This is a genomic window from Fictibacillus sp. UD (assembly GCF_043558025.1).
Classification (GTDB): Bacteria; Bacillota; Bacilli; order Bacillales; family Fictibacillaceae; genus Fictibacillus.
This window is the reverse complement of sequence record NZ_JARUHH010000005.1, coordinates 101,851-122,813: the sequence shown is the minus strand read 5'-3', so window position 1 is coordinate 122,813 and position 20,963 is coordinate 101,851. Positions and strand designations below refer to the sequence as shown.

Genomic DNA, 20,963 nt, shown 5'->3' with positions numbered 1-20,963 from the left:
CACGAATAGAATAGTAGGTTATATTTAATTTATACATAGAAGAAAGAAGCTGAAATTATGCGCAACCTTAATAACGTCTATATACGCAAAGCCACGAGTGATGATGCTCAAAACATGATCGACTTTTATAATGTGGTTGGCGGTGAAAGTGATTATCTATCCTTTGGAGCAAATGAATTTAAACGAGAGCTTAAAGACTATAAAGACTACATCACAGCCACTTCACAGGAACCGAATTCTATCATGCTGCTTGCTACGATCGATTCTAAAATTATTGGCATTGCAACCATTAACTCCTCACAAAAAGAACGAACCAAACATGTAGGAACACTCGGTATTGTAGTTTCAAAAAAATACACAGGCATGGGATTGGGAACAGCTTTAATGAATGATCTTTTGATGTGGGCAAGACAAAATGGAATTACAAAGAAAATTAGTCTCGTAACGAATGAAAATAATACGAAGGCGATTGATCTTTATAAGAAACTAGGTTTCGAGAAGGAAGGTTTGTTGAAGAATGATAATTTTATTAGAGGAACATACCATAACACCGTTGTGATGGGGTTATTTTTATAAGTTATCTTCTTACGCGTAGAAGCAGATGGAATTGGCACTGACTGTTTCAACTTTTCAATGTTTTCAGAATTTGTTGTTGACTTTCTTCTTTTAGGGTGATAAATTTACAATTAATATTAAAATCAATGACGAGAAAGAGTAAGATTTGATCACTGTTCCCCAGAGAATCGGCGCTTGGTGAAAGCCGATGTTCAGTTCTTATCCGAAAATCATCTCTGAGATGCAAAGCTGACATGTAAGCTTTGACGGGCCGTCCGCCGTTACAAGGGAACACGTATGTTTGTACGTTGACTGAGTGCCGTAAGCTTTTCATGAGCTGCGGAATTAGGGTGGTAACGCGAGCGATAACTCGTCCCTTTTATAGGGGCGGGTTTTTTTTATGTTTTTAAAACAATAAAAGGAGAGATTACTTATGAGAAAGATGGACACCGTTTTTATTGGACTTATGTTATTTTCAATGTTTTTTGGAGCAGGAAATCTTATCTTCCCTCCATTTTTGGGAGCTGAGGCAGGATCCTCATACTGGCTTGCGATGGCAGGTTTTATTCTGACAGGAGTCGGACTTCCTTTTGCTGTATTATTTGCCGTTTCCCTTGTAAAAGGAGGGGTTCAAACCATTGGTAATCGCGTACACCCAGTTTTCAGCACCGTCTTTATGGTAGTCATCTACTTAAGTATCGGACCATTCCTAGCCATTCCGAGAAATGCAAACGTTGCTTATGAAATGGGCCTTAAACCGTTCTTGAGCAATCATTCGAACGCAGCACTTATTCTTTTATTATTCACGGTTACTTTTTTCGCACTGGTTTATGCAGTCAGCCTTAATCCATCAAAAATGGAGAAATATATGGGACGCTGGATTACACCCACTCTTCTCTTATCAATGGTTGTTCTTTGTACGGTAGGATTTTTTAAACTTGATGCTCCACTTCAATCACCATCTGCTAACTATCAATCCGGAGCTTTTTCAAAAGGTTTCATTGAAGGGTACAACACAATGGATGCTCTTGCAGCTCTCGCTTTTGGTATTGTTATCCTTACTGCGATTCAGCAAAGAGGCGTTCAGGATCGAAAGCAATTAACCAACTACACATTAAAAGCAGGTTTGATTGCGGGTACGTTGCTAACACTTGTTTATGTCAGCTTAGGATTAATCGGCGGAAAGATGGCTGCAGCCGGTACTTTTGAAAATGGTACGGACATTCTTTCTGCAGCTTCCACTCTTTTACTAGGTAAAAGCGGAACAGCTCTGCTTGGCTTTATTTTTACATTAGCTTGCTTTACTACAGTTGTTGGTTTAACGACAGCATGCGGTCAGTACTTTTCAAAATTAATTCCAAGTGTCAGCTACAAAACGGTAGTCTTACTCGTTACACTAGTAAGTTTTACTCTATCAAACCTAGGACTGAACCAAATTCTTAAAGTATCGGTGCCGTTTTTGGTCACAGCCTATCCATTAACGATCGTATTAATTGCACTTACGTTTTTTAACCGTTTCTTCAAAAATCCAAAAAAAGTGTACGGCAGTGCGGTTCTATTTACAGGAGTATTCGCCTTGATGGACGGTTTGGCTGCATTCGGAGTAGATCTAGGTCCAGTACAAGTGATGAAAGACATCCTCCCTCTATCCTCTATGGGGTTACAGTGGATTCTTCCAGCTTTAGTTGGTACGGCAGTCGGAATGGCTTTAAGCAGCTTAAGCCGTACACATTCAGCATTAGATGAGGTTGAAGTGAAGGCTTCCTAATTTTTCACAACATAACAAAACGAAGGAGCTAATCCGCATAAAATGGGATTAGCTCCTTCTTTAATTATTCACCTTTAATTTCTAGCAGCTTCTGTCTTAAGCCAATCTCCATCGTTGCCAGCTCTTCTTCAGCAAGACGTCTCTTCATACGCCCTTCTTCTTGTATACGAAGAGTTTCCTCGAGTGTTGAAAGAAGATTTTCTTGCGTCTTCTTCAGCGTCTCAATATCAATTAAGCCTCTTTCGTTTTCTTTAGCGGTTTCAATCGTATTCGTTTTTAGCATCTCTGCATTTTTTAGTAAAAGTTCGTTCGTCGTTTTAGATACCTGTTTTTGAGCCTCTACAGCATTTCGCTGTCTGATCAACGTCAGAGCAATGGCTACTTGGTTTTTCCATAACGGTATCGCCGTCATGATCGATGACTGTATTTTTTCAACAAGTGCTTGGTTCGTGTTTTGAATGAGTCGAATCTGCGGTGCACTCTGAATCGTGATTTCACGGCTTAGTTTCAAGTCATGAACTCGCTTATCTAAGCGGTCAGCAAACTGTACCATATCGTTAACTTCCTGAAACTTCATTTGATCGTTCGTCTGTTCTGCTACTTTTCTCATCTCAGGAATTGTAACTTGATTAAGCTCATCTAACTTTAATTCCCCAGCTGCGATGTAGACATTCAATGCCTGGAAGTACTCTTTATTATTATCGTACAGCTTTTCAAGCATGACGATATCAGACATGAGCACATTTTTGCTTCCGTCCAGCTTAACAGAAATGCGGTCAATCTGAGCACCCGTTTTTTGATACTTCGAAAGAACTTCCTGAACAGAGCCTGAAAGCTTTCCGAACATGCGTCCGATTAACGTTGGTTTGTTTGACTTTAGTTCTTCAGGATTAACATCTTGAAGCTTTCTCATTAAATCTCCAATGATTTCACCGATCTGTCCTGTATCTTTCTTTTTCACGTGCTCGAGCATCGTATTTGAAAAGGAATGCAATTTTGCCTGAGCCGGTGCACCGTACGTAATCATCGTCTGGTGATTAGTAGGGTCAATCTGTTTTGCTAACTGATAAGCTTTTTCCTTATTTTCTTCTGGTAGCACATCTATTAACCGAACCTGCTTATTCTCACTCGCTGGAACTGCAGATTCTTGCTTCTCACCAAAAGGATTTGCCAGCAAGTCATCCATTAGATTTGCTGGTTCATCTGTATTATAAATGCGCGGTGCATTATTTTCTTTCATTTATATCTCCTGCCTTTTTTATGGATTGTGAATCTTTCAGAGACTTAATGGAGTACTTCGCCACATCGATTTCATAATGCAGGTCATCTATATCATTTGACAAAACCTGGTATAAATCCTTTTCGATGTACTCTTTCAGTTCGTCAAGCGTTCTTTTTGTCTCCACTAACGATTGGGTTAACTCCTTCGTCTTTCGCGGCTGTGATGATAAAAACATATACTTTTCAGTGAGTTCAACCGCTGAATCCAAATGCGAAAAGTAAAACTGTTCCGCTAAATAAAAACGCCGTGGTTCTTTCTGAGTTAAGCTTTGTATCTTCCTTACTACACGAACAAGATCGGCTCTTTGTTTTAATGTGGGAAGGTCTCGGACAGAAAGCAATGCTTTTTGCAGCCGATAGATCTTAGGCTTGGCTTCGTCTAGATTTTTTCTGATGTATTTATATTCTCTTCTCGATAATTGATGTTCACTGAGGAATCGCTGCTTTTGAAGAAGTCCTGTTGCTGTGTATGCGGCAGCGCCACCGGCTACTGCAATTCCTGACGACATGAGGTAAGTCTGGTCATATCCGATAATACTAGCCAGCCATACTCCTGCTGAAGCTGGAATGGCAACAAACATGCGGATAAAAAAGGCTAAAAATCCGTTCATTGTAATCGACTCCTGACATAAACTCTTTTTAATTCATACGTTCGTACAAGTTTGAGAGTTTCGTTTTAAATAAAAAATGTTCATATATAATATGTTTCTATTATTACCTTACCGAAACCTTCCTAAAATCACCATGGCTTCGAGAAGTAATGTGTTCTAGGACTTGAGGCGTATTTTTATAAAGACTGTTTCCGTATTCACTGTTGTTTTTGAATGTGGTAGATCTCCGCTCTAGGTAGCTCGCTTTCCACGGGGCGTGCGGTGAGCCTCCTGCCGCTTTGCGCCATTAGGAGTCTCCACCTGACCGCTCGTCCCGTAGGACAAGGAAAGCTCCGGCAGCGAGACATCGCACGAAGAAAAATTGAAGTTTATTTTTCGAGGATCTCGCCACCTTGCGCTCCAATCTACTTGCAAATGAAGAGAAAAAACTGAAAGCAAAAATTCTTATAAAAACAGCCTTTAGAAAAATATTAATAAAAAAACTCACCTTCTTAAGTGATGGTGAGCTTTGAATTTATGTAATTAGTATTCGATTGGAGTTTCTCCAAACGCTTCCCATAAAAGCGGAAACTTTTTTCTTAGTCCTTCTTCATCATCTTCATCCCAGTCAAATTCAATTTCTGGTGGTTCGCTTTGATTTTCGTTGGTTAACTTGTCATATAAGTCTTGGTACTCTTCAAAATCTTGGCCAGTCTTTTCTTCATATGCTTCACACGCTACAGATAATAACTCTTCAAGCTGCGGTATTTCTTCTTGCTCTTCTATTACTTTTAAATAAGGCAGCAGTGACTCAGGATTCTTTATAGCAGCCTCGTAAGCTTCTTTTCCGAGGTATAGCAGAAAAGCTCTAAAGTAATCAAAACAATCGTCAGAACATCCTCCCATTATGATGTATGCTGCAGCCCATAAATCAGATGTATATGACTTTGTATAGTAGGTATTCAATATAACATCAAACATGATGATATCTTTTACAGGTCTTTTTGAGAGCTGATACAGCAGCCATTCCATTTGCTCGTCGGAATCATCGCCTTTTTCTTTACATTTATCGATAAGCTCCCAAAACAGAGTTTCTGTCATAGTTGAATCTTTTAATACTAAATCGCTTGATTCTGTGGGCACGTACCCTTTCTTTAACTTAGATCGGATAAGTTTATCAGCTTCTTTACGGCATTTCTCTTCGGAGTCGAATGTTTTTGTTTTTACGGCTCCAATAGTCCCCACTTTTCCGTAGGTAACGACATAAGAGTTTCCTGTCTGGTTTATTTTCCAAAACTTATTAGAAGAACCATCCTTATAAATAAGTAAAGTTTCCATAAAAAATAACCCCTCATCTTCCATAACGATATAAGCCTCATGCTTTATATTTCTATTGTTTCACAAAACAAAGACGCTGAATATGTATACATCACATAAACAGCGCCTTTAACTTAAACTCACTTTATTCACTTAAACGTTCTTTCCTTTCTTCCTAATACACAAATGCTAGTTATTTGTCCCATAACTAGACTTCAATTAATTGTTCGTTCAATCAATTGCCTTGCATTAGATCTTATTTTTCCTTTTTACTTTTTCCTTTACCTCGGTAATTTCCCACATGCCCACATGCTGCGAAAATAGTTTTCACCGGCTATTTCCGTCTGCAACACGATCTTAGCATGCTTCGCTCACATACGTCATTGGAATCAACCTCTTTCGTAATGTGTATTTGCGCGTTCCCACATATCCACACATCTCGAAATCAGTTTTCACAGGCTGATTTCTAACTGGATGTGATTTGATATGCTTCGCTAACTTATTTCATTGGAATCACGCCTTCCTTTTGTAAAGGTGGTGTTTCTTTGTTAATTACATATTAACTCATTCTAAATTTTATTTAAATATTCAGAATAATCAATTTTATGTGATTTACGGTAAATTTATTACTCTTTTGCTAATCATACTCCTTCATTCGTAAAATTTCTTTTTATTTCATCATATTTCAACAATTTAAATAATAAATGTGTTTTTTTAGGCTATCACCTATTCTTTCCTCCTTACATAACATGCTTGTAGAAACACAACTACACATAAGAGGAGTGTTTTGAACATTGACTGGAAAAATTCTAAACTATTATGCTGGCGGCAATACGGCAAGGGGTTTTCACAACTTATTTTCATCCAATCTTAGTGGTCTTGATCGTCTTTTTATCCTTAAAGGCGGCCCCGGTACAGGCAAATCTACGTTAATGAAATCGATCGGCAAAAGGTGGAACGAAGAGGGCTATGATGTAGAATACATTCATTGCGCTTCTGACAACGGGTCAATTGACGGAGTTATCCTTCGGGAACTAAGTATTGGAATCGTTGACGGCACGGCGCCTCACGTTATTGAACCTAAAGCTCCAGGCGCAATTGAAGAATACGTAAACTTAGGGGAAGCTTGGGATTCAAAAAAGCTTGCAAAGAGTAAAAAAGAAATTCTTCAGCTATCAGAGTCAATCTCTGCTGATTTCCTAAAAGCGTATGAAACTTTTCATGAAGCACTCCTCATTCATGATGAATGGGAAGAAATTTATATTATGAACATGGATTATAACAAAGCAAACAAACTTACCGATGAATTAATGCATAAGTTTTTTTCTAAAAAAGTTAATAAACAAGCAAACGTATATCACCGTTTCTTAGGAGCCGCTACTCCTAAGGGAGCTGTAGACTTTGTTCCAAACCTGACAGAGGGATTGAATAAACGGTACCTTATAAAGGGCCGGCCAGGATCAGGTAAATCCACGCTATTAAAGAAATTAGCAGCCAATGCTGAAGCTTCGGGATATGATGTGGAGATTTATCATTGCGGATTCGATCCTAATAGTCTCGATATGATTATAGTAAGAGAGCTAGGATTTGCGATTTTTGACAGCACTGCTCCTCACGAGTATTTCCCTGAACGCAAAGGAGATACAATTGTTGATATGTATGCAAAGACCATTAAACCTGGTACTGATGAAAAATATTTTGATAGCCTTAAAGAAATCAGCGGCCGCTATACACAGAAAATGAAGGAAGCCATAAGCTTTTTAGCAGATGCAAAAAATAAGCATGATGATCTCGAGAAGATTTATGTTGCAGCTATGGATTTTACAAAATTAGATGCTATTCAAAGCAGGCTTGACCAAGAAATTGATCGACTAGCCACTGCAAGGCAAAAATGACATTTGATTCAGTCACCATTTTTGTTGGTGGCTGTTTTTTTGTTATGATGATTAAAACTAATTTACATATGGAGGACTGGCTATGAACATAGAGGCAACACAGGAAATTCGAAATTTGTATCAACAGTTTTTGAACGCTTGGAATGAGCGAAACGCACGTGGTATGGCTGATCATTTTACAGAAGACGGTGAGATGATCGGTTATGATGGAAGCCAGGCGTTCGGTCCTGATGAAGTATATTCACATTTGGAGCCGATTTTCAGCAGCTTCCCTACCCCTCCTTATTATGCAAAAGTGAAGAACGTTTCCTTTTTAAGCGAAGATGCGGTCATCCTTAGGGCAATTGCAGGAATGATTCCTGTGGGAAAAACCGAGCTTTCTCCAGAGCTGAATACACATCATACCGTTGTTGCAGTTAAAAAAGAAACAGGCTGGTTCATTAAGCTATTCCAAAACACACCTGCACAATTTCATGGACGGCCTGAGCTTGTGGAGAAGTTTACTGATGAACTAAAAAAATTGCTTCCAAAATAAGAAAACAAAACCCGCTAACTTATCAGCGGGTTTTGTAATATCATCTATTTTCTTAATATATCCCGAAGTCCTAAATAGATTAAAACAAATCCAAAAACAAGAACAGTTAGAATAGCAATAATTTTAATTGCTGGACCGAACGCAGCTAAAAATGTACCGCCTAGTGGAAGTGCAAGCAGAAAATACCCAGCTAATAAAGCCCCAATGAGTGTTAATACGTTTGTATTAGACATATTGCGCCTCCTTATAACAGATTTTTCTTCTCGTTATAAGGTATGCTCAGGTGCTGCGAGTGGTTAATTATTGGTATTGAGCACTCCTATAATAGGTTACTGTCCACTTAATCCAATTTACTGTCCACTTTCGTAAATTTACTGTCCACTCTTAAATTTTCAGTAGTTCCGTATAATCCTTCTTAGGTACAATGCCTTCTTCACCTGCACGGTTCAGCAGTGTCGTGATTGCCTCAAAGCCTTTATCCCCAAGGTCAGCGGTAAAATCATTCACATAGAGATCGATGTGAGATTTTGCTACGTCTTCTGAAAGCTCACTGGCGTGCTGCATCACGTAGGCTTTTGATGCCTCAGGATTTTGCCACGCGTACTCTACCGATTTACGAATCCACTCACTAATAGACTCTAAATCTAGCGAACGGCGTGCGATAATGGCTCCTAATGGAATTGGCAGACCTGTATCTTCTTCCCACCAGCTTCCCATATCAGCTAACAGGTTCAGCCCGTAATTTTGGTACGTAAAGCGTGCTTCATGGATCAAAAGACCTGCGTCGATGCGTCCTTCTTTTACAGCGAGCATGATCTCGTTAAAAGGCATTACGATAATTTCGCCTACTCCACCTGGAACATTTTGAGCCGCCCATAAACGGAACAGCATATACGCTGTTGAACGTTCACTCGGAACAGCCACTTTTGCTCCTGATAGCATGTCAGGGGTAACATCACCTGGCTCATTAACAAGAACCAATGGACCACAGCCTCGTCCAAGGGCACCGCCACATGGTATTAAAGCATATTTGTCCAACACATATGGAAGCGCTGCATAAGAGATTTTCAATATATCAAGTTCGTCTGATTCAGCAGCTAACTCGTTCGTAATATTAATGTCTGCATATGTAACATCAAATTCAGGAGCCCCAGGAATGAGGCCATGAACCAATGCATGAAAAACAAACGTGTCGTTCGGACAAGGTGAAAAAGCAATACTCATTTTACTCATAACAAAACCTCCGCGATAACTTTACTGACTCTCTCTAGTGTATCGAACGCTTCCTTCATACGCCAAGCAGAACGATCTCGCGGACCGATTGGATTTGATATGGAACGAATCTCAAGTACAGGTTTTCCAAATTCCTGTGCGGCTAATGCGACTCCGTATCCTTCCATCGCTTCTGCCACTGCATTCGGTTCACGTCTAAGAAGCTCTGCAGTGGTATCGGAAGTACCTGTCACCGTAGACAACGTAAGAACATTGCCAAGTTGAACAGCTGCTCCTGAAAGCTTTAATGACGTTAATAAAAGCATCACCATTTCACTGTCTGCTTTAATACGAGTTGAGGCACCAAAACCGAGTTCGTCTAAAGTGATGAATCCATCAGGAGATTCGGCTCCAAGATCAGCGGATACGATCTCATCAGCAATTACGAGTGAACCGACTTCCGCTTTACCACGAAATCCTCCAGCAATTCCCATATTAATTACTAAGTCATAGTCATTCGTCAGCAATGCTTTCGTTGTCTGAATGCCAGCTGAGATCGGTCCGACACCAGCTAAGACTACATCAATTCTCGCATCTGTCCCCAACCCTCTTAAAATAGCGTCCCTCTCTGCTGATACGGAAGTCATAATGAGTATGCGGCGATCGTTATTCATCGATATCGAGATCCCCTTTCGCCTGTTAACTTAATTTTTGTATGAACACAACTTTTAAGTAGTTTCCTTCTTTGAACTCTTTATGCGTTTTAAAGTCTTGCGGAAGCTTGAATTCTTCTAAAATTTTATAATTACCCTCTGTTTGCTTAAAAGCTGCAGAGATCATTTCTTTAAATCTTTTCATACCAAACGTAGCACAGTTAGAAGATGCAACAATTACACCGTTATCCTCTGTAATCTGAATCGCTTGCGCCAACAGCTCTGGATAATCCTTTCCTGCACTGAACGTATGTTTTTTAGAACGGGCAAAGCTAGGGGGATCAAGGATAACAAGATCAAAAGATAACTGCTTTCGAACGGCATATTTAAAATAGTTAAACACGTCTTCTACAATAATATCGTGATCCTCATAATTCAGACCATTTACGCTGAATTGTTCCTGCGTTTTGCTGCGGCTCCTGTTGGCAAGATCTACGCTTGTCGTTTTAACAGCACCGCCGAGTGCAGCAGCAACAGAAAAAGCACCAGTATAAGAGAATGTATTTAAAACCGTTTTTCCTTTTGCGTACTGATCACGAATCGTCTTTCGCACATCACGCTGATCCAGGAAAACTCCAACCATTGCACCTTCATTTAGGTAAACCGCAAAGTGGATGTTATTTTCACGTACGATTAACGGGCTTGGTGCTCGTTCACCTTCAACAAAATCGTCGTCCTCAATATATTTTCCTTTTACCGCAAAACGTTTCTTCTCGTAAATGCCCTTTACTTTTACAAGTTCTTTAAGAGAGGCAACGACTTCATCTTTAAATGTATAGATGCCTTCACTGTACCAAGTTAGAACATAGAAACCGTTGTAGTGATCGATCGTCAGTCCGCCGATTCCGTCTCCCTCACCGTTAAATACACGAAAAGCAGTCGTTTCATAATTGTTGAAAAGGTCTTGTCGGTTATCTATTGCTTTTTTCAGCTTCTTTTCAAAAAAGCTCTGATCAATCAGTTCTTGTGAGTTTTGTGTGAGAACCCACCCTCGGCCTTTATTTTGCTTGCCGTAATATCCTTTTCCAAGGAAGGCATTCTTTTCATCAAAAAGTTCTATAATTGTTCCTTCTTCTTTTACGCTGCTAATATTTTGTACAGCATCCTCTGTAATCAGTGGATAGCCAGTTTTAAGACCCTTTACATAGGAAGGTTTTACTTTTAATCGGACGTTCTTCTTCATCATGTCACCCGTTTCTTCATTTCGTTTTGCAGCAAGTACACTTTAATCATAAAGTAACTTACCTCTTCAGGAAGTAATTCTTTTATTGGCTTTAGCTTTTCTCCGCCAGCTTGCTCCACGGCTTGTTCAATTTCTGAGACATATTCATCTGGAATCAAATGTTCCATATGAACGTCCATCCCTTCTTGCATGCATTGCACTAAGTGATTTTCTACCGTACTCACAGCTAATTTACGGTGGTCCGCGATTTCCTCTACTGACATTTCATCTTTATAAAAGGTGTATGTTTCTAGATGAGAGTCTGTAGTTGCCTTTTTGGCAGGTAGCGTCGCAACAGTGCTTTTATCCGCACTTTCTTTTCGATCTGGATTCTCAGCCAAATATTCAGAGATCGCAGAGATAAACCGTTCGCCATACTTCTCTAACTTACTTTGTCCAACACCTGTTACATTTAAAAACTCCGCTCTCGATTCAGGCAGTTTCACACACATATCTTTTAAAGCGGTATCCGCAAAAATAACGAACGGCGGAACATTCTCCTGTTCAGCAATCGCCTTACGAACGTTTCGCAGCTCTTCAAATAACGGATCATCCACAGCCACTTGTTTTGTTATGACCGCTTCTTTACGCATAATTTGTTCCTTGCCCATCAGTATTTCTTTTCCCTTTTCTTTTATGTAAAGAGTCGGGAATGTCCCATGTTCAACGGCAATGATCTCTTGTGAAATGAAAAACTCAATGAGATCCGTTACTTCTTTACTGCTTTTTTCTTTCATCATCCCGTAAGTCGGAAGCTTATGAAATTGAAAATCTAGCACTTTTTTATTTTTGGATCCCGTTAAAACCTGCGCAATCAATGTTTTGCCGAATCTCTTCTGCCCCATCCTTACGATACATGACAGCACGATTTGAGCTTCTCGCGTCACATCAATACTCTCACGCGCATCCGTACAGTTGCCGCAGCGACCGCACGCTGGTATTTCTTCATCACTAAAATATCGGACGATAGACTGCTGCAAACAGTTTTCCGTATGGCAGTAATCAACCATAAGCTGAAGCTTTTCGAGCTCTTGTGCCATTCGATCTTGTTCACTGGACTGATCGATCAGGAAACGCTGCACTTGAACATCTTGGGAAGAATACAGCAGAATGCACTCACTCGGTAATCCATCACGCCCGGCACGGCCTGCTTCTTGATAATAGCTTTCCATATTTTTCGGAAGCTGAAAGTGAATCACATAGCGAATGTTCGATTTGTCGATTCCCATTCCAAACGCTGAGGTTGCCACCATAACAGACGATTCATCCTGGAGAAACTGCTCTTGCTGGCCCATCCGTTCTTGATCAATCATACCTGCATGATAGCGTGAAACGTTGATGCCACTCTTTTTCAGTTGTTCATAGAGCTGGTCTACTGTCTTTCGGGTTGCGGCGTAAATAATACCCGCTTCTTTTTCGTTCTTTTTAATAAAATCTTTTAAGTACGAAAGCCGGTCTTGGCCCTTAATAACAGAAAATGAAAGGTTTTCGCGTTCAAATCCTGTTAATACCGTTTTGCTTTCATCAATATTAAGCGACCAGCAAATATCCTGACGAACTCTAGGTGTTGCTGTAGCCGTTAATGCTAAGACGACTGGACGGTTCGGCAGATTTCCGATCATCCGCTGAATGCGCTGATAACTTGGACGAAAATCATGTCCCCATTGCGAGATACAGTGAGCTTCATCTACTGCTACTAAAGGAATATCTAACTGTCTTAAGTGATTCATAAAGTCATAAGACTCTAGCCGTTCTGGCGCAATATACAAGAGCTTATATTCTCCACGTTTCGCCTTCTCAATTGTGTCTCTCGTTTCTGCGGCTGTCAGCGAACTGTTGATAAAAGCTGCGGAAATATCTAACTGAAGCAATGTATCTACTTGATCTTTCATTAAAGAGATTAAGGGTGAAATTACAATAGTTGTTCCTTCGAAAACGAGTGCAGGAATTTGGTAGCAGATTGACTTCCCTCCGCCTGTCGGCATGACACATAGGGTATCTTCACTTGAAAGAACCGATTGAATCGCTTGTTCCTGTCCTGTCCGAAAAGAAGAATAGCCGTAATGCAACTCTAACAATTGTTTTGCTTTTTCTATTAAAACCTGTGTCAAAACGTTTGTGGCCTCCCTCAAGTTTCGTTATCTCTTGATTATAAAGGTACGCTCTCCACATAGCAAAGACACTTCTTACCGTTTTCTTTCACTAAAAAATAGACAGACTTATTCATGAAGTGTGATACATTAGGAAATGGAGAAAATAGAAAAGGAGTTTTTACATATGACAAATCTTGAAAACAACAATTTGCCGCCAAAAACATGTTCTATTGAAAGACTTGTAACAATGCCTGAGGATGTTGCAAAAGTAATCGAAGGCAAGAAGACTGCAACACGCCGTAACGGAAGATATGCAGATGTTGGTGAACTTATGGAATTACAAGGTCATAAGTTTATAGTGAACAATGTATACCGTCAATCACTTGGTGAATTAACAGATGAGCACGCTCAGCATGAAGGATTTGAATCGGTAGAAGCGTATAAAAATGCTATTCTTTCGTATCACCCAGGCATGCCTTGGCTGCCGCATATGCAAGTTTGGGTTCACGAATTCAGTCCTGTTAAAGGCTAATATTTAACGCAATGGATTTTTTGTATCGGGTTTTATTATATATCCATATTTTAAGCGTAATCATTTCAATCGGACCGTTTTTTATCCTATTTCCGTTGATAAAAAAACTGCGAACAGCCGCAGGTGATGAGATGAACGCTCACCTTGGCACATTTCGTTTTGTCGTTTGGCTCGCCAAGCATGCGGGTCACGTTTTGGTTTTATCAGGCGCATTTCTCGTTCTATCGGGACCGTGGACGTGGGATACACCGTGGATTCTCATAACATTGATTATCCTTTTTTGCTCACTGTTCTTTTTGGCGCGTGCTTTTTCACCTACTCTTCGTAAGTTTCATGATGCCGGGATGGATAAGAATGCGCTGTCAGATAAGCTGCAGCGAGCCGTTTGGATATATATCGCACTATTGATGATCATGCTGTGGTTTATGGTTGTTAAGCCATTTTTGTGGTTGTGAAATTGATTTTCTGGAAGCTGGCCTAATGGAGGGCCGGCTTTTTTGTCGTTTGGCAGAGGATGATTCCTTCCCAGATGGACAAATAAAATCTGTCTGAAAAATTTGTGGATTGGGACCTGAAATTTGTGGATTAAAGCCTCAAACTTGTGGATTGAACCTGTTTTTTTCTGGATTCACAGCCTATATTTCTGGAATGGTTATTTTAATGTCCTGCAGACAAAGAATTTGAGTGTAAGTAAAGAAGAAAAACACACTCCTCTGTAGAATACATTGAGTCATAAGCTTCGTTTTCAGGATTGGAGGCACCTAAGCATGAATTTGCACCCTATTACGGTCATCGAAATCACTTTTACACTACTTTTTATTAGTGCTGTATTCGCTGTTGCTTTTTTCATTCCCAAAACTAAAAGAAAAATAGGAATATATACAGCTAGTACCATTACAACCCTCGTTCTTATATTTTTCATGATTCGACCGCTCTGGATTAACTACCAGGTTTCTATAAAAAAAGAACAACTCATTCACTATTTAACGAATCAATACCCAGGTGAAGAGTGGAATATCACTCAAAACATTGGCCGACAATATAACCCCTACATTTTTTTAGTAGAATTTCAGAATGAAAAAGGATGGAATTATCACTATTATGTTAAAAATGCTTCTCACATTAAGCAAAATGGACTCAGCACCCCTGATGGTGTTGAACATATGGAAGGAAAACATTTTCAGCGGAAAGACTGGTAATCTTAACAAAGCTCATTTTATAAAAATGGGCTTTTTTCGTTGAATCCACTCTGTAAACCCTTTCATTATCAAATAATATTAAATATTTTAAAAATTTATATAATTCCTCTTGTCCCCTCCATTCTAAGCTGTTATGATTGTGAACATTATATTTCTAAAAACACCACAGAGAAGGGACAAGTGCATCATGAAGAAATTATTAATGATTTTATTCATTACTGCTCCATTTATCGCGCAGCTGGTCGTTTTACCGTTCGCTAACCGAATTGATCCTATTGTTCTAGGACTTCCGTTTCTTCAGTTTTGGCTGTTTTTATGGATCGTTTTAACTCCTTTATGCACCTTTGGCATCTATCAACTTCAGAAATCACAAGGAGGCTTGGACTAAATGCAGCAAGGTAATCTTACAGCACTGTCTATCACAATGTTTATCATCTTAACCGTCGTTCTGATCGGATTTATTGCAGGCAGAGACAAAGCTACCCGCAGCTCTGTTGAGGAATGGTCTGTCGGAGGAAGACGTTTTGGTGGTTTACTTGTCTGGTTTCTTGTCGGGGCTGACCTTTACACAGCCTATACATTTCTAGGATTAACGAGTACTGCATATACGGCGGGAAGTCTCGCATTCTTTGCGATTCCCTATTCTGTTCTTGCTTACTTTATCTCGTATTTTTTCCTTCCGAAACTATGGAAAGTGGCGAATGAACATAAACTTACGACATTAGCAGATTATGCACGTGAGCGGTTTGATTCAAAGCTCCTTTCTTCTTTAATTGCCATTGTCGGCGTACTTATGCTTATTCCATATATCTGTCTGCAACTGAGCGGTATTCAAGATACGCTGCAAGTTGCTGGAACAGGTTTTATCAATGTAAAAGTGGTCGTGATCACTTCGTTTTTGCTCGTTGCTCTTTATACGTTCTTCAGCGGTATTAAAGGACCGACTTATACAGCAATCATTAAAGATGTTCTCGTTTGGGCGATCATGCTGTTTATGGTTGTATCATTACCAATCATGCACTTTGGCGGCTGGAACCCTATGGTTGATAAGATCGTCACTGAAGCTCCTCAGCTTTTAACGATTCCTACGGAAGGACCAAAAGGTATACCTTGGTTCATTACAGCGGCTTTCGTTTCATCACTCGCTCTCTTTATGTGGGCACATGCAGCTACAGGCGTATTTACGGCAAGAAGTGCTGATGCTATTCGAAAAAATGCACTGTTTCTGCCTCTGTATAATATCGTTTTAATCCTTGTTGTTTTCCTTGGTTTCATCGCATTCTTAGTTTTGCCGGACGGTACAGATCCGCGTTTTGCATTGCTGGCACTTATTCAAACGTCATATGGCGGTATCGGTCAAGGCTTAGCGTATTCGACGATTGCTCTTGCATCACTCATTCCATGTTCCATCATGGCAATCGGTGCATCTAACCTTTTTGCGAACAACATTTACCGTGATCTTATCAACCCGAAAGTAAAGGGTGCAAAATTGACGATGATTACACGCGGCATGGTTTTCGTTGTTATTGGACTAGCTTTATTATTTGGTCTTGTGTTTCCGCAGGCTCTTGTATCATTGCAGTTGCTCGGCGTATCCGGTATGGTACAGATCTTCCCTGCAATCGTGATCAGCTTGTTTTGGAGAAATCAATCAAGAGAAGCTACAATCATCGGTTTGATCGTTGGACTAGCCGTTACGTTTACCGTCTATTCAACGGGAACTTCTCTAGGAATCTATGAAGGTTTCTGGGGACTAATGGCTAACTTTGCTGCTGTTGCAGTATTGAACCCGCTGTTTGTAAAAAAAGCGAAGTCATCAACAAACGCTGTTAAGAATTATCTTTTTGATGAGAAAGCGGAAAAAGTGGATAAAGTTGCGTAAAGACGCACGAGCAAGAGGATGGCCCTTTGCGGTCATCCTCTTTCTTATTTTCAGCGTTACTTACCTTGATTTTCTTCTCTAAAGCTAAGTATCTTTTGATTAAATTTCATACCAAGTACTTTAAAGTAAATTGAAAACCCAAAGATCGCGCCAAGATAGATGACATGATACAGAATCAGCATGTTATAGAAAGTCGCTGATCCTACGCTAAACCAATGAAACATTTGTGACATGCCAAATAAAACAAAGCCAAGCAATATATATTGAATAAATACTTTAGTAGCACCAGACAGCTTGATTGCACTTTTCTCATTCCAAAACAAATACTGAAACACCGTGACAAGAATGCTTAAGAAAAAGATTTGCACGACAAGTTCAAAAGGAATTTCCCTCACTCCCATTATGAAACCAAAAATCACATATATAATGATCCCTGCTGAGAAGAACAAACTCATCATCATTTTAAAATCGACCATAAACTCCATTGCTTTTTTCCACATACTCAGCGCCTCCTAAAATCCTAATTTTTCTTTCAGCTTAGGTACATATTGTCTGGATACGATCATATTCTCTCCATTTTCAAGCATCACTTCTACCTTGCCCCCGAATCGAGGTGTAATGGTTTTGACTTTATCCAGGTTTATGATAGTCGATTTAGTAGCCCTAAAAAGATGACCATCACCGAACATTTCTTCTACATGATAAAGTCTCATCGAAACTTCATATACGCGCTCTTTCGTATAAGCAAAATTTTTCTTATCTACAGATTCAAAGTAATAGATATCATCTGGTGAAAGCAAATAGGTTTTTTCATTTATGGAACCCATTATTTTGCGTTCAAACGATCTAAGTGACGTTAAAATTTTGATTACTTCTTCGTTCATCTCTTTACATTTCAAGACAATTTCAAGCTCTTGTGCATCGTCATTTTCTATGATGGTAATCTTCATCCTCCACCCTCCCCCGCTAATTTTTACCTTGTGGATTCAGTATATGTCAGCGAATTCCGCCAGTAAATCTCTTCCGAACTAAGCTGCGTTTTCTTATTACTAAGTTGCATGAATCGATTTTCAAGGCTGTTTCCGCAAATGAAAACAATCGAACAAACAACAAATGTTGGGCATTTGCATAGACTATGGCGACTTTATTTTTTGGAGGGTATACACATGAGCTATATGAATCCAGAACAGCAGCAACAGCAAGGCACTAGTCAGCAGCAGGCTCTGCAACTATCTCTTCAGCTTATTAAAGAGGCTGTTGCAGGAGAAAGAGAAGATCAGCTGTTTTATGAGTATTTAATTTCACAAGCACCGACAAATGAAGAGAAATTAATTATTGCATCTATACGTGATGATGAGAAAAGACATAACAAGCTTTTCAAAATGATTTATAAAGATATCACAGGTCAAGAAGTGCCACCTGCCAATGGTGAAGAGTTTCAAAAACCTAAATCGTATAAAGATGGACTTGTTAGAGCACTTTTTGGAGAACTTCGAGCTGTGGAAAAGTACCGTGTCATTAGGCAAGGACTTCCTAATCAATACTATCGAGACATTCTGTTCAACATTATTACAGACGAAATTAAGCACAGTGCTAAGTACAACTACTTATATACCTTTAACAGTCAGCCAAGTTCATCCCGTCTTCCTCAAACAGTTAGCGCACCAGAGACTCAAACTCAGAGTGTCGCAGATCAATGGGTGACCTATATTGATCCTCTTGTAAAAAGAGCTTTAAAAGAAACGGAAGAAGGGATTAACCTTACTCACTTATATCAGGAGTTTATTTTATCTGGTGTCCTGGTTGGTCAAGGGTTCACACCAGAGCAAGCCATCGAGCAAGTTGAAGAGTGGGAGAAAACAGGAGAGTCTCAGCTGCTAAAAAAGAGCAAGATGATGGGAAACCAACAAAGATAAGGAGGGAGCGAAATGGATTCTGCACAAGCATTTACAAAGCCTTTTATTGGAGATCAATTTCCGGAGACGACAGTTCATACCACCCTTGGGGAACTTGTCCTCCCAACAAGCTATCAAGGTCATTGGTTTGTCCTCTTTAGCCATCCTGGTGACTTTACCCCTGTATGTACAACAGAGTTTGTTGCCTTCCAAAAACTTATGCCTGAATTTAATAAGCTCAACACATACTTAATCGGTTTATCTGTAGAGCAGGTGTACTCTCACCTTAAGTGGATCGAGTGGATTCAGCAAAATTTAAAAGTTGAGATCACCTTTCCTATTATCGCGGACAGTCTAGGCAAATTGGCGATGAGACTTGGGATGATTCATCCTACGATGGGCACAAGAACGGTTCGAAGTGTTTATATCGTGGACCCCACAGGAAAAATTAGAATGATTCTTACGTATCCCGAGAATGTCGGGCGTAACATTAATGAGATATTGCGAGCGGTTAAAGCTTTGCAAACTGCTGATGCCAATAAGGCTGCAACACCTGCAAACTGGCCAAAAAATGAACTTATCGGAGACCGCTTAATTGTACCACCGGCTAGTACCGTTCAAGAAGCCAAAAAGCGTGCCGATCAAGCGCAATCTGGAGAAATTCAGTGTTACGATTGGTGGCTATGTTCAAAACCATTATCTTAAGGTTGAAATCATAACCGATAAAGGTGGAATTAAGCCGCCTTCATCGGTTATGTTTATTATCGTGGATATATTTCATTTAACGTGGAATTATTGAAATTAACGTGGATATATTCCTTTTAATGTGGAATTATTGAAATTAACGTGGATATATTTTTGGCTGTCCACCTATCACAAACAACCTTTTAAAACATCCTTTCCAAAAACACACATACTACATCTTTCAACACCTGCCACCGCCCTCTGCACAAAAAAAGAGCCTGCCTCAGAAAATGGTTCACTTCTTGGGTCAGACTCATTAACTTTAGGCCGTTTTAATTTTAAAAATGAAATAATAGTACTTATACAATACAATAAGAACCAAAATAACTCTTATCATGGTACTCTCAGCCATTATAAAGGCAATCGCAATCATGGAGTCTGCGAACAGGTTAATCATAATCTTTTTTCTGAGCGTCAAAGAGCGTTCCTTGATAAACTCCTCGAGGTGCTGTTTATATATAGTGGTGCCTTTAAACCACACTTCAAATTTCTTAGACCCCTTTACAAAGAAATACGATGCCAGAAGCAGAAATGGCGTTGTTGGAATCAATGGCAATACAATCCCTACCATTCCTAAACTAAGGAAAAAGAATCCCAATATCACAAATATAATATTCTTCACTTTCATTGGAATTCTCCCTCTCTTCAGGCGTTTCTTGTTAGGCGTTTGCGTTTTTATACAACAGACGCCGCTCCTTTCTTAATGGAGCACTGACAAAAAAAGCAGCCTCTTCTTCTGTTTCTGGTATCACGCTTGGTACGGGCGATGGCTTTCCATCTTGATTGATTGCTACCATTGTTAAGATAGACGTTGTGTTTAACGTTCTGTTTCCCGTCTCTAAATTCTGGCACTCTACTTTTACGTAGACTTCCATTGAAGTTCTTCCCGTTGAGATCACAACTCCCTCTAAAATGAGGATGTCGCCGACTTTAGCTGACGATAAAAAGTTTACATTATCAATGGATGCTGTTACAACCACTTTCTTGCTATGCTTCATTGCTGTTATGGCTGCAATTTCATCAATGTATGATAAAACGGTACCGCCAAAGATCGTTCCCATGTGATTGGTATCAGGGGGTAAAACCAACTTTGTTTGAATTGTTCGTGAAACGTTTGCTGACAACTGCTGTTCCATACCATACCTCTTTTCTGGAGTTTGAACACTCCTAGTTTAGTAGAGGGAGTTGGTTTAAAAACAGATTAGACGCAAATAAAAATCCATCACAAAGGATGGATTAACACGCAGCATAATAAACAGACCACAAAACAAATCTATTAAAATACCCTACGTCTTATCTTCCCAACTCCCGAAGAAGATCAACGACATAATCACGGCAGGTCTCCTGACTCGTGCCTTATGCCTACTCTAAGCCCTTCCCATCGTTAAACAGTGGATTTGCTTATTTCGTCAGCACTTACAGTTGCGGGAACAGCTCTGGATTCTCACCAGATTCCCTATTAAGTCTGCAACAGACACCATGATTACTGGATCTTATTGAATTATGAATCTCCCTTATTGTATCATTAAT

Annotated in this window: 23 protein-coding genes, 1 riboswitch and 1 other annotated feature; of the genes, 11 read left to right on the top strand and 12 right to left on the bottom strand. The window is 39.7% G+C overall.

What is annotated here, in order from left to right:
- The first annotated feature begins 57 nt into the window (after positions 1 to 57).
- Both P8610_RS10420 and brnQ read left to right on the top strand, forming a co-directional pair.
- Positions 58 to 576 (top strand): GNAT family N-acetyltransferase, encoded by a 519-nt coding sequence (locus P8610_RS10420; RefSeq protein WP_394604330.1) that lies wholly within the window; start codon positions 58 to 60, stop codon positions 574 to 576.
- A gap of 116 nt (positions 577 to 692) precedes the next feature.
- Positions 693 to 936 (top strand) — a binding site (T-box leader).
- Between the two features lie 52 nt (positions 937 to 988).
- Positions 989 to 2,323, top strand: coding sequence for a branched-chain amino acid transport system II carrier protein (brnQ, locus tag P8610_RS10415; protein ID WP_394604329.1), 1,335 nt, complete (start codon positions 989 to 991; stop codon positions 2,321 to 2,323).
- Between the two features lie 64 nt (positions 2,324 to 2,387).
- Here brnQ and P8610_RS10410 read toward each other — a convergent pair whose 3' ends face one another.
- From P8610_RS10410 to P8610_RS10400, 3 genes are all read right to left on the bottom strand, one after another.
- Positions 2,388 to 3,563: a toxic anion resistance protein gene (locus P8610_RS10410; RefSeq protein ID WP_394604328.1), complete on the bottom strand. Its 1,176-nt coding sequence runs from the start codon at positions 3,561 to 3,563 to the stop codon at positions 2,388 to 2,390.
- Positions 3,550 to 4,215 (bottom strand): 5-bromo-4-chloroindolyl phosphate hydrolysis family protein, encoded by a 666-nt coding sequence (locus P8610_RS10405; RefSeq protein ID WP_289497257.1) that lies wholly within the window; start codon positions 4,213 to 4,215, stop codon positions 3,550 to 3,552. Before P8610_RS10405 ends, P8610_RS10410 begins: the two co-directional genes overlap by 14 nt.
- Positions 4,216 to 4,737: 522 nt before the next feature.
- Entirely contained in the window at positions 4,738 to 5,532 is a 795-nt protein-coding gene (locus tag P8610_RS10400; protein WP_394604327.1) for a DUF4240 domain-containing protein, read from the bottom strand.
- Positions 5,533 to 6,305: 773 nt separating this feature from the next.
- Between P8610_RS10400 and P8610_RS10395 the strand changes: the two genes are divergently transcribed.
- Both P8610_RS10395 and P8610_RS10390 read left to right on the top strand, forming a co-directional pair.
- On the top strand, positions 6,306 to 7,406 hold the full coding sequence (locus tag P8610_RS10395) for a PRK06851 family protein (protein WP_289497259.1): 1,101 nt from the start codon (positions 6,306 to 6,308) through the stop codon (positions 7,404 to 7,406).
- Positions 7,407 to 7,488: 82 nt separating this feature from the next.
- Positions 7,489 to 7,941 carry an SgcJ/EcaC family oxidoreductase gene (locus P8610_RS10390; RefSeq protein ID WP_394604326.1) on the top strand — a complete coding sequence of 151 codons (453 nt, stop codon included), beginning with the start codon at positions 7,489 to 7,491 and terminating at the stop codon, positions 7,939 to 7,941.
- Positions 7,942 to 7,985: 44 nt separating this feature from the next.
- Here the strand turns inward: P8610_RS10390 and P8610_RS10385 are convergent, their stop codons facing one another.
- The 5 genes from P8610_RS10385 to recQ all read right to left on the bottom strand — a co-directional run bounded on the left by P8610_RS10385 (position 7,986) and on the right by recQ (position 13,199).
- Positions 7,986 to 8,174 (bottom strand): hypothetical protein, encoded by a 189-nt coding sequence (locus P8610_RS10385; protein WP_289497261.1) that lies wholly within the window; start codon positions 8,172 to 8,174, stop codon positions 7,986 to 7,988.
- A 151-nt stretch (positions 8,175 to 8,325) separates the two neighbouring features.
- Positions 8,326 to 9,165: a 1,4-dihydroxy-6-naphthoate synthase gene (locus P8610_RS10380; RefSeq protein WP_394604465.1), complete on the bottom strand. Its 840-nt coding sequence runs from the start codon at positions 9,163 to 9,165 to the stop codon at positions 8,326 to 8,328.
- A 5-nt stretch (positions 9,166 to 9,170) separates the two neighbouring features.
- Positions 9,171 to 9,827, bottom strand: coding sequence for a futalosine hydrolase (locus P8610_RS10375; protein ID WP_289497262.1), 657 nt, complete (start codon positions 9,825 to 9,827; stop codon positions 9,171 to 9,173).
- A gap of 25 nt (positions 9,828 to 9,852) precedes the next feature.
- On the bottom strand, positions 9,853 to 11,049 hold the full coding sequence (locus tag P8610_RS10370) for a class I SAM-dependent rRNA methyltransferase (protein ID WP_394604325.1): 1,197 nt from the start codon (positions 11,047 to 11,049) through the stop codon (positions 9,853 to 9,855).
- Positions 11,049 to 13,199: a DNA helicase RecQ gene (recQ, locus tag P8610_RS10365; protein WP_394604324.1), complete on the bottom strand. Its 2,151-nt coding sequence runs from the start codon at positions 13,197 to 13,199 to the stop codon at positions 11,049 to 11,051. The genes P8610_RS10370 and recQ overlap by 1 nt, the downstream gene beginning before the upstream one ends.
- Before the next feature lie 166 nt (positions 13,200 to 13,365).
- Between recQ and P8610_RS10360 the strand changes: the two genes are divergently transcribed.
- The 5 genes from P8610_RS10360 (at position 13,366) to P8610_RS10340 (ending at position 16,794) form a co-directional block, all read left to right on the top strand.
- Complete coding sequence (locus P8610_RS10360; RefSeq protein ID WP_394604323.1) at positions 13,366 to 13,713, top strand: ASCH domain-containing protein; 348 nt, start codon at positions 13,366 to 13,368, stop codon at positions 13,711 to 13,713.
- A gap of 11 nt (positions 13,714 to 13,724) precedes the next feature.
- Positions 13,725 to 14,168, top strand: a complete 444-nt coding sequence (locus tag P8610_RS10355) for a hypothetical protein (RefSeq protein ID WP_394604322.1) — start codon at positions 13,725 to 13,727, stop codon at positions 14,166 to 14,168.
- A gap of 312 nt (positions 14,169 to 14,480) precedes the next feature.
- Entirely contained in the window at positions 14,481 to 14,912 is a 432-nt protein-coding gene (locus P8610_RS10350) for a hypothetical protein (RefSeq protein WP_394604321.1), read from the top strand.
- Between the two features lie 184 nt (positions 14,913 to 15,096).
- A complete protein-coding gene (locus P8610_RS10345; RefSeq protein WP_289497711.1) occupies positions 15,097 to 15,300 on the top strand; it encodes a DUF3311 domain-containing protein in 204 nt (67 codons plus the stop codon).
- Positions 15,301 to 16,794 carry a sodium:solute symporter family protein gene (locus P8610_RS10340; protein WP_394604320.1) on the top strand — a complete coding sequence of 498 codons (1,494 nt, stop codon included), beginning with the start codon at positions 15,301 to 15,303 and terminating at the stop codon, positions 16,792 to 16,794.
- A gap of 56 nt (positions 16,795 to 16,850) precedes the next feature.
- On the opposite strand, the gene P8610_RS10335 is transcribed toward P8610_RS10340, so the two are convergent.
- Both P8610_RS10335 and P8610_RS10330 read right to left on the bottom strand, forming a co-directional pair.
- The gene (locus P8610_RS10335) at positions 16,851 to 17,294 is read right to left on the bottom strand and encodes a hypothetical protein (protein ID WP_394604319.1); all 444 of its coding nucleotides are present in this window, start codon (positions 17,292 to 17,294) and stop codon (positions 16,851 to 16,853) included.
- Between the two features lie 12 nt (positions 17,295 to 17,306).
- Positions 17,307 to 17,744 carry a LytTR family DNA-binding domain-containing protein gene (locus P8610_RS10330; protein WP_289497269.1) on the bottom strand — a complete coding sequence of 146 codons (438 nt, stop codon included), beginning with the start codon at positions 17,742 to 17,744 and terminating at the stop codon, positions 17,307 to 17,309.
- Positions 17,745 to 17,960: 216 nt separating this feature from the next.
- Between P8610_RS10330 and P8610_RS10325 the strand changes: the two genes are divergently transcribed.
- Positions 17,961 to 18,710, top strand: a complete 750-nt coding sequence (locus P8610_RS10325) for a ferritin-like domain-containing protein (RefSeq protein ID WP_394604318.1) — start codon at positions 17,961 to 17,963, stop codon at positions 18,708 to 18,710.
- Positions 18,711 to 18,722: 12 nt separating this feature from the next.
- On the top strand, positions 18,723 to 19,394 hold the full coding sequence (locus P8610_RS10320; protein ID WP_289497271.1) for a peroxiredoxin: 672 nt from the start codon (positions 18,723 to 18,725) through the stop codon (positions 19,392 to 19,394).
- A 301-nt stretch (positions 19,395 to 19,695) separates the two neighbouring features.
- On the opposite strand, the gene P8610_RS10315 is transcribed toward P8610_RS10320, so the two are convergent.
- Together P8610_RS10315 and P8610_RS10310 are read right to left on the bottom strand one after the other, a co-directional pair.
- Complete coding sequence (locus P8610_RS10315; RefSeq protein ID WP_394604317.1) at positions 19,696 to 20,061, bottom strand: YbaN family protein; 366 nt, start codon at positions 20,059 to 20,061, stop codon at positions 19,696 to 19,698.
- A 31-nt stretch (positions 20,062 to 20,092) separates the two neighbouring features.
- Positions 20,093 to 20,569, bottom strand: a complete 477-nt coding sequence (locus P8610_RS10310; RefSeq protein ID WP_394604316.1) for an acyl-CoA thioesterase — start codon at positions 20,567 to 20,569, stop codon at positions 20,093 to 20,095.
- Between the two features lie 181 nt (positions 20,570 to 20,750).
- Positions 20,751 to 20,930: riboswitch (cobalamin riboswitch) on the bottom strand.
- Between the last annotated feature and the right edge of the window lie 33 nt (positions 20,931 to 20,963).